Source organism: Tardiphaga sp. OK245 (assembly GCF_900108575.1).
In the GTDB taxonomy this organism is placed as follows: Bacteria; Pseudomonadota; Alphaproteobacteria; order Rhizobiales; family Xanthobacteraceae; genus Tardiphaga; species Tardiphaga robiniae.
In genome coordinates, this window is sequence record NZ_FNWZ01000003.1 from 413,315 (window position 1) to 428,606 (window position 15,292).

Annotated in this window: 15 protein-coding genes and 1 tRNA gene; 9 read left to right on the forward strand and 7 right to left on the reverse strand. The window is 60.1% G+C overall.

Annotated features, from left to right (window positions below; translation table 11 throughout):
* Nucleotides 1-120: 120 nt before the first annotated feature.
* Nucleotides 121-300, forward strand: coding sequence for a hypothetical protein (locus BLW80_RS14630; RefSeq protein ID WP_089264262.1), 180 nt, complete (start codon nucleotides 121-123; stop codon nucleotides 298-300).
* Between the two features lie 136 nt (nucleotides 301-436).
* Nucleotides 437-937: an FKBP-type peptidyl-prolyl cis-trans isomerase gene (locus tag BLW80_RS14640; protein ID WP_244528239.1), complete on the forward strand. Its 501-nt coding sequence runs from the start codon at nucleotides 437-439 to the stop codon at nucleotides 935-937.
* A gap of 15 nt (nucleotides 938-952) precedes the next feature.
* On the opposite strand, the gene BLW80_RS14645 is transcribed toward BLW80_RS14640, so the two are convergent.
* On the reverse strand, nucleotides 953-1,888 hold the full coding sequence (locus BLW80_RS14645) for a TRAP transporter substrate-binding protein (protein ID WP_170849669.1): 936 nt from the start codon (nucleotides 1,886-1,888) through the stop codon (nucleotides 953-955).
* Between the two features lie 124 nt (nucleotides 1,889-2,012).
* Nucleotides 2,013-2,903: an FkbM family methyltransferase gene (locus BLW80_RS14650; RefSeq protein ID WP_093758525.1), complete on the reverse strand. Its 891-nt coding sequence runs from the start codon at nucleotides 2,901-2,903 to the stop codon at nucleotides 2,013-2,015.
* Nucleotides 2,904-3,021: 118 nt separating this feature from the next.
* Here BLW80_RS14650 and BLW80_RS30325 point away from each other — a divergent pair, with 118 nt between their 5' ends.
* Nucleotides 3,022-3,165, forward strand: coding sequence for a hypothetical protein (locus BLW80_RS30325; protein WP_170849670.1), 144 nt, complete (start codon nucleotides 3,022-3,024; stop codon nucleotides 3,163-3,165).
* Nucleotides 3,166-3,171: 6 nt separating this feature from the next.
* Here BLW80_RS30325 and BLW80_RS14655 read toward each other — a convergent pair whose 3' ends face one another.
* Nucleotides 3,172-3,600: a DUF1801 domain-containing protein gene (locus tag BLW80_RS14655; RefSeq protein ID WP_093758526.1), complete on the reverse strand. Its 429-nt coding sequence runs from the start codon at nucleotides 3,598-3,600 to the stop codon at nucleotides 3,172-3,174.
* Between the two features lie 385 nt (nucleotides 3,601-3,985).
* Between BLW80_RS14655 and BLW80_RS14660 the strand changes: the two genes are divergently transcribed.
* The 6 genes from BLW80_RS14660 to BLW80_RS14680 all read left to right on the forward strand — a co-directional run bounded on the left by BLW80_RS14660 (nucleotide 3,986) and on the right by BLW80_RS14680 (nucleotide 9,752).
* Nucleotides 3,986-5,074 (forward strand): hypothetical protein, encoded by a 1,089-nt coding sequence (locus BLW80_RS14660; protein ID WP_093758527.1) that lies wholly within the window; start codon nucleotides 3,986-3,988, stop codon nucleotides 5,072-5,074.
* 40 nt (nucleotides 5,075-5,114) lie between these two features.
* Nucleotides 5,115-7,889 carry a xanthine dehydrogenase family protein molybdopterin-binding subunit gene (locus BLW80_RS14665; RefSeq protein WP_093758528.1) on the forward strand — a complete coding sequence of 925 codons (2,775 nt, stop codon included), beginning with the start codon at nucleotides 5,115-5,117 and terminating at the stop codon, nucleotides 7,887-7,889.
* Nucleotides 7,886-8,416: a (2Fe-2S)-binding protein gene (locus BLW80_RS14670; RefSeq protein ID WP_089264269.1), complete on the forward strand. Its 531-nt coding sequence runs from the start codon at nucleotides 7,886-7,888 to the stop codon at nucleotides 8,414-8,416. Before BLW80_RS14665 ends, BLW80_RS14670 begins: the two co-directional genes overlap by 4 nt.
* Nucleotides 8,413-9,027 carry an Isoquinoline 1-oxidoreductase subunit gene (locus BLW80_RS14675; RefSeq protein ID WP_093758529.1) on the forward strand — a complete coding sequence of 205 codons (615 nt, stop codon included), beginning with the start codon at nucleotides 8,413-8,415 and terminating at the stop codon, nucleotides 9,025-9,027. Before BLW80_RS14670 ends, BLW80_RS14675 begins: the two co-directional genes overlap by 4 nt.
* Before the next feature lie 128 nt (nucleotides 9,028-9,155).
* Nucleotides 9,156-9,332, forward strand: a complete 177-nt coding sequence (locus BLW80_RS30330; RefSeq protein ID WP_170849671.1) for a hypothetical protein — start codon at nucleotides 9,156-9,158, stop codon at nucleotides 9,330-9,332.
* A gap of 66 nt (nucleotides 9,333-9,398) precedes the next feature.
* Nucleotides 9,399-9,752 (forward strand): response regulator, encoded by a 354-nt coding sequence (locus tag BLW80_RS14680; RefSeq protein ID WP_089264271.1) that lies wholly within the window; start codon nucleotides 9,399-9,401, stop codon nucleotides 9,750-9,752.
* 64 nt (nucleotides 9,753-9,816) lie between these two features.
* Here BLW80_RS14680 and BLW80_RS30335 read toward each other — a convergent pair whose 3' ends face one another.
* The 4 genes from BLW80_RS30335 to BLW80_RS14705 all read right to left on the reverse strand — a co-directional run bounded on the left by BLW80_RS30335 (nucleotide 9,817) and on the right by BLW80_RS14705 (nucleotide 14,826).
* Entirely contained in the window at nucleotides 9,817-10,146 is a 330-nt protein-coding gene (locus tag BLW80_RS30335) for a hypothetical protein (protein WP_170849672.1), read from the reverse strand.
* A 1,666-nt stretch (nucleotides 10,147-11,812) separates the two neighbouring features.
* Nucleotides 11,813-13,720: a hybrid sensor histidine kinase/response regulator gene (locus BLW80_RS14695; RefSeq protein WP_093758530.1), complete on the reverse strand. Its 1,908-nt coding sequence runs from the start codon at nucleotides 13,718-13,720 to the stop codon at nucleotides 11,813-11,815.
* A gap of 405 nt (nucleotides 13,721-14,125) precedes the next feature.
* Nucleotides 14,126-14,202: transfer RNA gene (locus BLW80_RS14700), tRNA-Arg, on the reverse strand.
* A gap of 270 nt (nucleotides 14,203-14,472) precedes the next feature.
* On the reverse strand, nucleotides 14,473-14,826 hold the full coding sequence (locus BLW80_RS14705; RefSeq protein ID WP_093758531.1) for a hypothetical protein: 354 nt from the start codon (nucleotides 14,824-14,826) through the stop codon (nucleotides 14,473-14,475).
* Between the last annotated feature and the right edge of the window lie 466 nt (nucleotides 14,827-15,292).

Genomic DNA, 15,292 nt, shown 5'->3' on the forward strand with positions numbered 1-15,292 from the left:
ATGGCCATGTTGCGGCTTTCCAGCGGCCGTGGTGCTGCCTTGAACCTGCGGTGCCCTCCGGCTGACTGATCAGGAACTTTCCGCGAAATGCGGAGTTCCTGTCGCCATCGGGAGTTATCCATGCAAGCAGCCATCGATCGCGTCATCCGCTCGTTCAGCTTCAAACATCCGGCCTCGCTCGCAGAGCCGATGTCGGACAGTCGCTCAATCCAGGCAAGCGATGAGGCGACAGAGTTGGCGACCCGGTTGCTTGAAAATTACAAGGGTCAGCTGGCCCGACGCAGCTCGAAGCCTGACTGAGGGCCGATTCAAGCATCCTCATTGAGCGATTTCCATGGATCGCGGCTTCGGGATTCGGCATTGCCAGGACTTGCGTTGCGGTGCGATGAGGGGGCATGACTGCGCCGCTCGCAGACCCAACCATCCAGGAGACATGATGCGAAACTCCCAGCGTGCCGTTAGAGCCACGGCCGTCGCGCTCAGTGCGGCCATGATCGTGGCCGTGTCCGACGTCTCCCTTTCTTCCGCCATGGCGCAAGCGCCTCAAAAACAAGCGCCGCAGAAAATGGCGCCAGCCGCAGGAAAAACCATGACCACAGCTTCAGGCCTCCAGATCGAAGACACCATCGTTGGCACCGGCGCCACGCCGGCCAAGGGACAGACCTGCGTGATGCATTACACCGGCTGGCTTTATGAGAACGGTGTCAAGGGCAAGAAATTCGACTCGTCGGTCGATCGCAACGAGCCGTTCGAGTTCCCGATTGGCATGTCCCGTGTCATCAAGGGCTGGGACGAAGGCGTCGCCACCATGAAGGTCGGCGGCAAGCGCACGCTGATCATTCCGCCGGATCTCGGCTATGGCGCGCGTGGTGCTGGCGGCGTGATCCCGCCAAATGCGACGTTGATCTTCGACGTCGAACTGCTCGGCGTCAAATAAGCCCGATCAAACGACCTATGCCTGCGCGATTCTGCGCAGCAACGTCCGTGACGCTTCCTCGCCGGCATAGATGTCGGCGAGGGGCGCTGCCTTTGCGATGAAGGGGGCCTTGTCCGGCGTGACGAATGTCACGCCCATCGCTTCGACCTGCAGGCGCGTTTGCGCCTCGAATGCGGTCCACAGCTTGTTCATGTGATGATAGGACAGGGCGGCGGCTTCGCGGATGATCTCCCGCTGTTTCGGCGTCATGCTGTTGAGCCGGCCGGCGCCTACCAGCAGTACATCCGGGATCATGGTGTGTTCGTCGAACGAGTAGTGCGTCGCGACTTCGGCATGTTTGCCGACGATCAGCGCCACCACGCTGTTCTCCGCGCCATCAACGAGTCCCGACTTCAGCGCGACATAGACATTGCTCCATGACAGCTCGATGCCTTCGGCACCGAACAGCTGCATCAGCTTGACCATCGTCTCGGACGGTTGGATGCGGATCTTCATGCCCTTGAGATCATCGGGATGCAGAATCGGTTTTCGGCCATAGAAGCTGCGCGCGCCGGCATCGTAGAAGGTCAAGCCGGTGAGGCCCTTCGATGTGGTCGAGCCCAGAACGTCGCTGCCGATCTCGTTGCTCGTCACCTTCAGCCAATGGGAGCGATCGCGGAACGTGAAAGGCAGGTTGAGAACCTTGTAGGCGGGATGGAAGCGCTCGAGCACGCTGGCGCTGACTTTCAGGAAATCCAGTTTACCGGCCTGCACCTGCGACAGCAGGTCGACTTCCTGACCGAGCTGCCCGTCCGCAAACAGCGCGATGTCGAGTTCGCCCTGCGAACGCTCGCGTGCCAGATCGGCAAAGTGCTGCATGGCCGGGTGGACGGGATGGGTGGTCGGCAGGCTATGGGCGAGGCGCATCTTCAGCGGCTCGGCGCGCAGGACTGCAGGGCAGGCGATCGCCATTCCCGCAGTCAGCAAAAGTCGGCGCCGAGAAAGCATTGTCTGCCCCGTGTCCTGGCTGGAATCTGATGCAAGCGTCGGCGCGTCCCCTGCGCCGGACACCATGTTACGTCGGAACCGGAGAAGTTTAAAGTCTGCCGCCAGCTACTTTGGGGCGATTGGCCTGGAGCAGGGCGACATAGCGGTTCTTGGCATCGGGCGCGACCGCACCGCGGCTGGTGAGATGATGCACGCAATTCAGCGCCAGATCGAACGAGCCGTAGCAATGATGCGCGATCAGTGCGAGGTGCTTGAGCTGCTCGCTCTCCATCGCCTCGGCCTGGATGAAATCCCGGACATAGACGACGTCGGCCTCGACGAGTTGATTAATGGCAGCAGCAGGGTTGGGGCCCATCATCGGCGCGATCATCTTCTTGTTGATGGCCGCGAACATGTGCGGAATGAAGCCGAGGCTGCGCAGTTCGAGATCGATGTCGCCGAACACCGGCTGCTTCTCATAGAGCGGCACGAAGGAGACTTCGGTCTGAATGGCGACGGCCTTTGCCAGTTTGCTGCGACCGTTCCTGAACACCGACAGTTCGCCACCCTGAATGTCGATCTTCAAGAGATCGATGTGCTCGATCTCGGCGATATCGTCGAGCCGCCGTGTATCGAGCGGGAGCCTGTCGAGGATACGTCCGAGTTCGGTAAAATTCGGAAAGTGCGTGAGTGTTTTCGGCTCAGGCTGCAGCAGGCTGGCAAAGCCGATGCCGCGGCAGATGTTCAGCGTATGGCTGCCGCCATCGCCGACGGCATAAGGAAGATAGGTCTCAAACGCGCCCTTGCGCGCCTGCAGTTGCGCCAATGCCTGCGGATGCGGATCGAAACCGGTAACGCGGCAAAGTCCGCTTTGCAGCATCGGCTTGTAGGGCGGATCGCCATCGATGGGATTGGCGCCGATATCGACGACATCGGTCAGCTGTGCTGGCTGGAGCAGCGCGGATAAACCATCATCGTTGCGTCGAATCGCGCCGTGCATGCGTACCTTTCCTGCGAATGGTGCGACAATGCGTGCTTCAGCGAGCCTGATCTGTGTGTCAGAACGTCGCGCGACAATTCGGACGGTCTGGGCGCTTGCGCCGAAAATGGGGGATGGAATGAAGCACGAACAGAGAGACGACACCGCGCGCCGCCGCCCCATCCATCATTCGCCACTGTTCTGGATTGGCGTGGTTCTGTGCCTGGCTGCGATCGTCATCTACGTGATGTCCTACGACCTGTCGTGGCCGGTCGCCAGATAACGACGCTCACGCTTTCTTTGGCTTCTTCTTTGTCGAGGTGTTCAGCGCCACCGCAGCGCGGATGAGCGCCTTCAGCGCCTTTTCATCCAGCTTCTCGCCTTCGTGAATATCGATGGCCCGCCGAGTGTTGCCGTCGAGGCTGGAGTTGAACAGGCCTGACGGGTCATCGAGCGATGCGCCCTTCGCAAAGGTCATCTTCACGACCGCCTTGTAGGTCTCGCCGGTGCAGATGATGCCTGCGTGTTCCCAGACCGGAACGCCGCGCCACTTCCATTCCTCGACCACGTCCGGGACAGCCTGCTTGATGACCTTTCGGACGCGAGCGAGCATCTCACCGCGCCAGTCACCCAGCTCCTTGATCTTCGTGTCGATCAGCGCGGAGGGAGAACCTGCCTCGTTGATCTCCGTCGATTTGCTGGACGTCTTTTTTGCCATGCGCTCCCCCTCAGACGTCCGGCGCCATATAGCCGTGTCGGTGGTGCTTATCTACGTGTCGTGAAAATAACCCCGGCCTGTTTCCGGCGTCCAGCCTTCCACCACAGGCGGACGAGAAATCGCTGCGTATTGCGTATTCCGGATCGCGAACCAATTCCGGTGTCACTAAATTGCGTATAGCCTTGAGTCGCCGGCGCTTTGCGTGATTCGTAGCGTTTTTCTTATCCAGTTCAGTCGCGTTCGAGAGCATTCCGCCCGTCACGGCGTGTTTGCTGTCGTCAACTATGTCGCGACCATTTCTGCTGAATGGAAAGGCAGATTTTTAAGATGTGCTGCGTTAGTCGTGACAGTAGCAGTCGCCAAGATGACTCGGAGGAGTCCGGATATGACGTATCGCCACGCTGTCGCTCTCGCAGCTGTCCTGTTGGGGGGCGTCGGCGCCGCCCATGCCCAGACGCTGCCATCCTATATGGCGCCGATTTCCGGGCTCACCGCGACAACGCCTGCCGAGACCGCCACCAAGGACATGCTCGCGCTCAACACCGGCATGTTCGAACTCTACGGCGATGCAGCGAAAGTCTTCCGCACCAATATTCTAGCCAAGCATCCCGTGATCCTCGGTCTGTTCTCCGGCGCCGGCGGCAAGTTCACGCTGTACCAGCCCGGCAAACCGCCGCTCGACGCGCCCTCGGTGCCCATAGTCTATCAGCTGCTCAAGTCGGTCGGTCATAGCACCATGGCGCTGGCCGAGGTGGTCGGCCCCTACGTCAACAATCCCGATAACAAATCCTGGCTCGGTTCGATGAAGGCCTATCGCAGCCGCATGCAGTCGGCGCTGGATGGCCTCGATCTCACGCCGATGCAGGCCGACTGGCGCGACAACAACCGTACCATCCTGCAGAATAACCTGACGTTCATGGACGAGTGCATCGCTAAGGGCGTCATCCCCTTCGATACGCTGGAGACATTTGGCAAGAAGCAGGCGCCGTTCCTTGCGAAGAACGTGACTTGGGCCGCGCAAACCCAGGTCAATCACTGGATGACCGTGCTGGGCGACTGGAAGAAGATGCTGGGTCCCGATTGGGACAAGGCCTATGCCGCGAGCAACACGATTTACGTGGCACGGCAGAACAACGTGCTGTTCAGCGTGCTGGCACAGTTCTTCCCGCCGGAAGCCATCAATGATCGCCTGCTGCTGATCGAGACGGTGTCGTTCACCACCACGCAGGCCGATATGCTGGAGTCGCTGACGCGCATCATCGCGGATCGCTCCGTGGGGTCGCTGTTCTTCGGCAACTATCACCTGATGGATTATGAATTGATGGGGGGCGACGCCCGCGCGGCCATCATCGCCGAGAGCGCCAAGCGCGGCATGACGCCGTTCCTGCCGCCCGTGGTGCCGTTCGGCTCCAACCAGTGGCCGACGCTGATCACGACCGGGCCGGGGCCGGCCACCATCGCCGATCTCAAGTAATAGGCGCAGCGGCGGACGGCTGTCGATCAGGGGTGGAAGCATGCGGACTTCGCGTCGCGAGTTCATGAAATGGGTGTCGGCGGGCGGTATTTCGCTCAGCCTGTCGCATCTGGCTGCGGCGGAGCCGGTGGCGTTCCCGGCACGCGAGACACTGCCGGGGCGGGGCAAGTTGAATCCCGCTATCGGCGGTGCCGGCCGTGTCGATGGCGTCGCCAAGGTCACCGGCTCGAAACTCTATGCGTCGGATTTCCGGGCGAATGACCTGCCGGGCTGGCCGGCCAAGACCTCGCACGCAATTCTGGTGCGCGCGCCCGATGCCACCCATGTCTATCTTGGCATGGACCTCGCGCGGCTGAGCGGCGCGCTGAAGCCGACGGTGATCGTCACCGCGGCGGATCTCGGCAAGATTAACATCCGCGTTCCCGCCTACTATGAAGGCGATCTGTTCTGTCCCGTCGGCAAGACGCCGCTCTATATGGGCCAGCCTGTTGCGCTGCTGATCTTTGAGCAGTTCGACACCTATGACCGCGCGCGGATGGCCTTGCGCGATGGTACCTTCGTGCAGTTTGGCGAGGAGACCGGCCCGATCGTAATGCCGAATTATGCGGCGTATCGTTTCACCCGCGTTGCCGGCGCCACGCCCGATGCGCCCGATGTCTACTCGCCGGTCCTTGCCGGCTGGGTCACGCCCGGCCGTACCCAGGCGTCCGCGCTGCCGGTATGGTCCTCGACCGCGCACAAGAACGAGGCCGGTTACGAGAAGGCTGCGGTCTATGGCGACCAGATCCGTGCCGAGATCGCCGCCAGCGAGTCTTCGGCTCTGGTGCTGGACCGCACCTTCGATACGCAGTCTGTCGATCCGATGTTTATGGAGCCGGAATGCGGGCTGGGCTGGTACAGCGCAAAAGACAAGGCGCTCGAACTGGTGCTGGGCGTGCAGTCGCCCTATGAAGCTGCGGAATCAATCGCGTTTCTGCTTGGCGAAACCAAGGCGCCGTTCAAGCCGAGTGCGATCAACGCGCAATTCGCTTATGTGGGGGGCGGTTTCGGCGGCCGCGACCATACGCCATTCATTTTCTATGTGACGCTGGCGGCGATATTCTTTCCGGACCGTCCGGTGCGGCTGGCGCACGATCGGTATCAGCAATTTCAGGCTGGCATCAAACGCCACGCCATCAAGATGCGCTCGCGCATGTCTGTCGATCGCGCCTCTGGCAAGATCACGGCCTTCGCCGCCGATCACGTGCTAGATGGCGGTGGTCTCGCCAATTTCTCGGCCAATGTCGCTACCTGCGCCGCAACGGCCGCGATTGGTATCTATGACGTGCCGAAGGTCGATGTGACGACTGTGGCAGAGCATACCCGCGGCGTGACCGCGGGCTCGATGCGCGGCTACGGTTCGCTGCAGACCATGACCGCGCTGGAAGTTCTGATCGACGAGGCGGCGCTTGCGCTGAAGCTCGATCCCATCGACTTCCGGCGACGCAATGCCCTGAAGCAGGATGGCCGCACCATGACCGGCAATCCCTATATCGTCTCGGTGCGGAGCTTAGAGGTTCTCGACAAGCTCGAGCAGCACGCGATCTGGAAGCAACGAGCTGCAGAGAAGGCGCGCGCGACCAGTGGCATACTGGTGGGCACCGGCGTCGCCTGTGTGACCAAGGACTACGGCACCGGCGGCGATAGTTCTAACGGTCGCGTTGAACTCAGCCCCGACGGCAGGATCGCGATTTTCTGCGACCATGTCGAGATGGGTAACGGCATCGGCACGGCGCTGGCCAATCGCGTCGCATTGCATCTCGGCAGCATCGCTGACGAGGTGGCGGTGTCGCAGGTCGGCGTGTTCGATGCGCTGGAGCTGGTGACCTCCGGCGATTGCTACACCATGGACCAGAAGACCCAGGACAAGGCCGAGAAGGATCCGCGCTGGGTGCCATCGATCAGTTCGGCCACGTCAGCCTCCATCGGCGCCCATGTCGGTACCCATGCCGCGGCGGAAGCTGCGCGGGTGATCTTCCGCTTCGGTCTGTGGCCGGCGGCGCTGGCGCTATGGAATATCGGCCCACGCGATCCACGCGCCAAGGACTTTGCCAAGGCGCAGTGGAAGGGCGGACAGCTCACGATGGCGGGCCTGCCGTCGCTGCCGTTGGACAAACTCGCCGCCGCGGCCCATGCACGCAATCTGGTCACCGGCGCCGTGGCGCACGGGTTCTCGCGCTGGTCGTGGGCACGCGCACGTTTCCCCATTAATGGCGAGCAGTATCGCGCCGAGATCGACGGGCTCGCGCTGCGTCGTGGCGCCGGCAAATTCACGCGCATCAACCGCGCCAGCGTGCTGTTCCCGCCAACCGATAACAACCGGATGGGCACGGCCTATACAGCGGCATGCGGTGCAACAGTCCGGGTCGAGATCGAGAAAGCGACCGGCGTGCTGCGCATCGCCAAAGCCTATACCGCATTCGAATGTGGGCAGGCGCTGGTGCCGGAGGTCGTGATTGGCCAGGCACAAGGCGGCTTCGCCATGGGCGTCGGTTACGCACTTTTGGAAACGCTGCCGCCGTTTGAGGGCGGACCCGGCAACGGGCAATGGAATCTCGGTCAATATCTGGTGGCGCGAGGATCGGATCTGTCGCTGCGCGACGTCGAGATTGAGCTGATGCCGCCGCTGACACCGGACGAATTGCCGAAGGGCATGGCCGAGGTGGTGATGATCCCCATCGTGCCGGCATTGCTCAACGCCATCCATGACGCCATCGGACACCGCTTCGCGGCGCTGCCGGTGACACAGGCCATGCTCAAGGGAGCGCTCGCGTGACGACACTGGGCATCACCATCAACGGACAGGTCCATGCGCCCACCGAGGTGCGCGACGATCTCTCCATGAACGACTTCCTGCGCGAATATCTGGGCATGACCGGCACCAAATTCGGCTGCGGCGCCGCGCAGTGCCTGAGCTGTGTCGTGATCGTCGACGAGCCCGACGGCACCTGCCACACCAATCCGACCTGCGTGACCTCGGCGGCAAGCTTCCACGGCAAGACCATCCGCACGGTCGAGGGCCACGCCAAGAACGGCGAGCTGTCGCCGTTGCAGAAGGCCTTCATCAGGCATTTCGCGTTCCAGTGCGGTTACTGTACCGCCGGTTTTCTCAATGAAGGGCAGGTGCTGCTCGAGCAACTGGCCAGGACGCCCGTGCCGCGCGCGGGCCTTGAAGAGAGGATCGCCGAGGCGCTTGACGGGCATCTGTGTCGCTGCACCGGCTACTTCAAGTATCATGAGGCCGTGCTCGATGTGATCCTTAGCGACGCGAAGCGCTATCTCATTCAGGAGCCGCGCGGATGAGAGCCGAGACACGCGTCAAGACTCTGGTTGTCGTCGCGACGCTCGGGATGAGCATACTCACGGCCTATGCGGCCGGGCAGGGCGCGTCGAAAGGGCTGGCGAGCCCGGAGAGTTTCAATCGCATCGCCGATATCAATGCACGCTCGGCGGCGATCTTCACCGAACTCGGCAAGGTGCTGACGCATCCGCGCTGCGTGAACTGCCATCCCGCCGGTGACGTGCCGCGGCAGGGCGATGCGCGACGTTTGCATCAGCCGCCAGTGACGCGTGGGTCCGATGGCCACGGCACCGCGGCGATGCGCTGCAACTCCTGTCACAAGGATGCCAACTTCGAACCCGGCCGCATCCCCGGCCATCACGAATGGCACCTCGCGCCGCGCGAGATGGCATGGGAAGGCAAGACCGTCGCCGAGATCTGCGCGCAGATCAAAGACCCCGCGCGTAATGGCGGCCGCAAGGTCGAGGATCTCATCGACCACATCGGCAAGGATACGCTGGTCGGCTGGGCCTGGGCGCCGGGTTACGGACGTGCGCCTGCGCCGGGCACACAGGCGGAGGCGGGTGCTCTCGTCGAAGCCTGGGCGAAAACAGGCGCAGCCTGTCCGGGCTGATGCCACGACGTCATTTCTGACCCAGTCCCGTTTGTCTCTGTAGAGTGGCCAACAGATTGTATGTTCGTTACGCGGGAACTCTCTGAACAGAAATCCATTATCCGGTCTGAAAAAACCGGAGGTGTGTCATGAAGCAAGTGCCCGACGCTGAAGAAAACCGCCGGCTGGGGAAAATCCAGTCTGACAAGGCTGGCAAGCTACCCGAGGGCGATGCCAAGCAGGCTCACTTGAAGAAAGCTCGAGACTACGAAGCGGATGCTCGTTCGAGGGCTTGGCGGGACTCCAATCTCAAGTCTCCGAAGTGATGATCGGGAACGATTGTACGCTGACTAACTTAGGAGGAGTGCCATGTTGGCTCTCGAGGTTTCGGAATGCCGACGGTGCTGGTTGTTGAGGATGAAGCCCTCATTCGGGATTTGATCAGCGAAGAATTGGTCGAATCAGGCTTCGATGTTTTGCAGGTCGGCGACGCCAATCAGGCAATTGCCGTCCTAGAGGCCCGCCAGGATATCCACCTCGTGTTCACGGATATCGATATGCCCGGCTCCATGGATGGCCTCAAGCTAGCTGCTGCTGTTCGTGACAGGTGGCCACCGATCCACATCATTATCACAACTGGGAAGGCGAGGCCCATGACGATTCCGGCCAACGCGCTTTTCATTCCGAAGCCCTACCTGACCACGGCGGTGATATCTGCGATGCGGACGTTCGAGAACATGCGTTAGGTGGCTGGCGTCGGCAATTCGATTCCGGTACCGCAGCGTCTGCTGCGCTGGTGGAAGCCTCTGCCTAAATCATACGGATAACCTTCTCGGCATCCGTATAAGCCTCTTCTTCTGATGGGAAATCCTCAGACGTGACAACGCTTTTCAATGCAACGCCATTCATGGTCAGGACGGCTCCATCTTTGCGGGAAATAGCTGCACGCCAGAATCCTGGCCGTCGCTGGTAAGCGAGAATGGAGAACTGAGCTTTATTTGCCATTGTAATGTTCGGCGCCTCAAAGGCGGCCGTGTCAAGGCCGGCTAATTTGGCGAAGTCGCGCGCGCCGCAGCTGGGCTTGATGTGAGCTAAGTGAACTCTCCTAAGGGCATATGATCGTGCGGAAAAGCGACGCATCTGGCGCGTCGCCTCAGGCTCTTTATCAAGAAGGTATTCGCGGCCTTAGTTTCCGAGCGAGTTCGGAACTTGGCGTCATCGGGCCGGTTAAGGCAAAGGCCGGCCTCCTCGCGAGGGCGTGGCTATGCCGGCCTTACCCAAGGGAGAGGCAGATGAAAGTAACACGCCAAGTTGTACTAGTTTGTGCAGCCACGCTGGGTCTCGGTAGCGCGTCGGTCCAAGCGGGTCCATGCAACACCAGCAAAACGACTGAAATGCGCGACGCTGGTTCGGGCCCGACTCCAGGCAACACCGGCTCGACTGTCGGTGCAAATTCCAAAACTGATCAGCACCCGCCGACGAGCGCCATGAACCAGCAGTCCGGGAATATTCCTGCTTCATCTGAGGACGCCCAGAAGCAAATGCAAGGGAAGCCAACTGCGGCGCAGCAGGCCGAGGGGGCGAAGGCTCAAGGCAGCGACTGCTGATGTTCATGACGAACCGGCCTTCAGCACGCGGGGCATTCATCGCTTAGGCTGTCGAGCACGTTCTACTCTTGCCTAAGAACGTGCAGTGTTCCGCGAGCGACAGAGCGTAATCTACTTGGTGCTGTGTCGCGGCCACGTGTAACCGGCTCGTCGCATGACGCGATCGCTTGGGCTTCCATCAGTAAATCGGCCGCCGGCATTCCAGGCCATGGTCAGACCTTCTCGCCTGAAATCTATCCGCTCGAGGGCTCGTCGGGATCCCCTCCGTTCAAGTGCAGTCCAGCGCGTTCCTCAACCTGCCAAGCTTCTTCCTGGTATTTCGCCGCCAAAGTATTCAGCCGATCTGATACTGACCGAAATCCGACGAATTTGGCGAACTCTTTGCACCTTCGAGACATGGCCCTCAGTTGAACTGCTGTTGCGATCGCTTTTCGTTGGAGCTTTGTGGGAGCCATCGACGTTCTAGGTTTCACCGCGCGACAAACACTCCACCATTTCGCAAACAGCGGGCGCGTTGAACCAACGACAAGAAGATGAGTGTAGTTCCATGAGACAAAGTATCGCAAGGCCCGCGAAGAGCGGGCCTATCGATATCGGGCCGTCAGCTTTCGCGTGCTAGTTCGAAAGATGCGGCGCAGCTCGCATTGATACGCGAAGAAAAGTTCCAGCGTTGCCGAAATGAAAGACCTAGCGTGACGCGTGAATGTGAGAAGGTTCAGCAGCATCTGGCAGAGCTGGCTGGTTACAGTCAACGTGATGGTCGCTGATCAAATCAAGCGCCCGATGCTTCCACCTTTCGGCTTCGGCTAGAAATTTCCAACTTTCCTCGGGAAAAAACGAGGCGCGCTGTCGACACATGCTCTCCATTGCTCGTGCATGTAGAAGCTCTTTCATCGCTTCCTCCCCACTTCAGAACAGACCTCATTCTGCGCTCCACAAATCAGACGTAAAGAGCCTCGGAGAAATAAATCGCCCGAAATACCGTAGGGGATCTGCATCGGGAGCGCTGCTTTCGTGCCGGTATGATCAATCTCAGCAATCGAATATCGTTCCGAGCCGAATCCGGCGCCATAGGTCGCTCTGCGGCGCAACAAATTCGCGGTTGTGAAGGAGGTTACCTCCGAAGCCGGTTTGGCACAGAAAGCGGTGCCAGAGCCGGCCCGACCGGCGCGCTTCACATGGATGGTCAGAAGATGCTGTCAAGCGACACTGCTGCGAGCGGTCTCTAATGCATTGCTGAGCTCGTGAAGCTCGTAGGGTTTGCGCAATAGCAGAAACTCTGAACCTGATTTCCGGGAGGCGTCGCTATAGCCCGTCGCAAGCACCACCGGCATGTGCGGGTGACTCCGTCGGAGATTGCGAGCGAGGCCGAGACCATCCAACTTTCCCGGCATCACAATATCACTAAATACAATGTCGATGCCGTCGCGTTCAATCTCGCGCATTGCGGATTCTGCGTCAGTTACCCATTTCACGCGATATCCCAGCTCTTCCAAAAGAACGGTGCTGGAGGTTGCGACATCTGGATTGTCTTCAACGAGCAGAACGGTGCCGGCACCTTCGGCCAGAACCTCTGCTTCATGCACGCCAGCATGGCCCTCTCCGCGCGGGAGCCGAATGACGATTTCCGTGCCTGCGCCGAGCTTGCTTTTGATTTCTACACTGCCGCCAGCCTGGTTGACAAAGCCATGGACTTGCGAGAGCCCCAATCCCGTTCCCTTGCCGACAGGCTTGGTCGTGAAAAAGGGATCGAACACCTTCGCAATGACATCCTCAGGAATACCTGCGCCGGTATCGATCACTTTGATATTCACATGCTCGCCTATATCTTCTCCGTCCGCGACACGATGATTTTCTGCTGTGATCGTCAACGTGCCTCCGTCGGGCATGGCATCACGAGAGTTGATGCCGAGATTGATGATTGCGGTCTCGAGTTCGGTCGGATCCGCGAATACCGGCCAGACTCCGGCGGGCACGGAGATTTCGAGCTTTATCGCGCTGCCTAGGACTGTGGCCAAGACTTCGCGTACAGCTTGCACAGTCTCTCCAACGTCAAGCAGCACCGGGTCGACTTGTTGGCGCCGCGCAAAAGTCAGCAGTTGGCGTGTCAGTGCCGCCCCGCGGCGAACGCTTGCCTCAATCGCTTCTGCTGCCTTGACCACGCGAGGGTCAATGGCGTGGCGCTTGATAAGCCGAGCGTTACCGGTAACCGCCATAAGCAGATTATTAAAGTCATGTGCCACTCCACCGGTCAGCTGACCGAGCGCATCCATCTTCTGTGATTCAGCCAGCTGCCTTTGCATATTTTCAAGTTGCTGCGCCGCCAGGCGTCGTTCTGTGATGTCGCGCGTAATCTTGGCAAAGCCGATCAACTCGCCTGCATCATTGCGGACGGGATCGATGACCACACTCGCCCAGAAAAACGTGCCGTCTTTGCGAACGCGTAAGCCTTCCTCCTCGTAACGGCCGTTCTTACGGGCAGTCTCCAGAGCACGCGCCGGCTTTCCCGCTTCGCGATCACCAGGGGTGTAAAATCGCGAGAAGTGCTGTCCGATAATTTCTTCGGGAAGATAGCCCTTGATTCGCTGGCCGCCCAAGTTCCAGCTGGTGATCCGACCTTCCGGATCAAGCATATACAAAGCGTAGTCGGTGACATTTCCCACCAGCAGGCGAAAATGGTTCTCGCTCTCGTTTAATGCGACGCGCGCCTGCATCCGCTCGGTGATGTCCCGCGTGATTTTCGCGAAACCGACAAGCACACCATCTTCATAAATGGCATCAATGACGACGGAAGCGAAAAATCGCGAACCGTCCTTACGCATCCGCCAGCCTTCCGCTTCGAAGCGCTTGTCCCGCCGCGCGGCCTCTAGCGCAGCAGCGGGAAGTCCGGCTTCGCGATCCTCCGGGGGGTAGAAAACCGAAAAATGCTGACCCACGATTTCATCTGCGGAATATCCTTTGATCTTCTCGGCGCCTGTATTCCAATTTGATACAATGCCGTTCAGGTCCAGCAGATAGATCGCATAATCTGTGACGCCTTGAACGAGGAGCCGAAAGGCGCGCTCGCTTTCGAAAAGACCGCGTCCAGCGTTATTTGTCTCTGCCATCGTTCACTTCCCGCGAAACTACTAACGCGTGTCCGGTTTGGCGGTGCCCACAAGGCTGCACCGCTGTCGGCACGGCGACGGAGAGATCCGCAAGGTCTTCAGCGTAAGCCGTCATGCGCGGTACACAAGAAGACAGTTTTTGGCGGAGGCGGAACTAACGAAGTGCCAGGGAGTTAAGTGTTGTTTAGGCGAAGTCGACGCGGCGCCGAAGAAGGCCGCCGCAGCTTTGAAAAATTCGTCGCGATCTGTCCAATCCACGATCCGTATATGATCAGTGCGATCACAACCGCCAATCCTGCAAAGACCCACGACTGCGTCTCTGATTGAGGCACGTTGACCGTGAAAAAAGTTACCGCGTTATAATGTACGGCAAGTCATTGAAAGTATTGGAATCGGAAAATGACGTGGCGATCCCAGCAGGATTCGAACCTGCAACCCACGGAGTAGAAATCCGTTACTCTATCCAGTTGAGCTATGGGACCGGCGCGTCGTCATATCATCGTCGGTATGGCTTGGACAGACCGGGTAAGTTGGCCGGATTCGGACACGGTTTTCAAGCGTTTGGGCGGTTGGTGAGCTGGCCTTTCTCTTGCTGATTGAGCGGTGAACCCGCGATTTCAGCCAGAAAGTGTGCCGACTTGATCCGCTTTTCGTCCCAAAACCGAACGTCCGTCTGTGCCTTCGACGTCGCTTCGATACCTGTCCCGTTCGGGGATGCCTTCGCAGCTTCGGGGCCGGCAGATTGGCGGGCCCTAAGACTCCGACGGCGGGGGCCGCGATGGTGGCTTGTCGCCCTTGTTATCGTCACTGGAGATGCCGCGCTGGCCGGTCTCGCCTGGCTCGCCGTCGATGTGGTCCTCAAATAGCTGCTCCGGGAAGCCGTATTGCCTGGTCACGAAACGGCCGGCCATGTAGGAGATCTGGCACGCGATCAGACATCCGGTCGTGACCGCCACACCGCCCAGCGCCGGAAATCCCTGGCCCCAGGTCACGACGGCGGACAGGACAGCGACCAGCGCGGTCGTCACGACAATGACCCAGACGGGGCCGACGAGTCCGACGGCGAGGCCCGCCAGTGAACTTGTCGCCAACAGAAGTTCGATCATGATGCGATGCGCCCAGAACGACCGAACGGTCGGGCGATCGCCGTGATCGTCCTATGCCGCAAGGCGCACCCATCTGACCGCAGCTGGAAGACTTGGGTACCCGTGATCTCCGGTCGTCCCCAACAGGCTGCTTTTAGTCTTAACGTGTCGCGTTTGATTAAAACGCGTAGGGGGCGATCGCGGGCCGGGCCGGCCGTTCATGCGCCTATGACCCGTTGTAAAACTGTCACCAAAATCGTCGGCGCGTGCTCGAACCGTTTCCCACACAGGGGCGACCAATCGGCGGTGACGTGGCTTTGCTTTCGGCAGGGCCCGCCGCCATGATGCCCGCGGCTTGCGCGTGGGGCTGCGATTTGAGTTACCCGGGTTCGTCACATGATGTTGCCAGCAATCACCGTGTCTCGCGTTGCGCCGGTCGAGAGACTCGCGAACAAGCTGGCCATGAGTCCGTCACCGTTTTTACGCA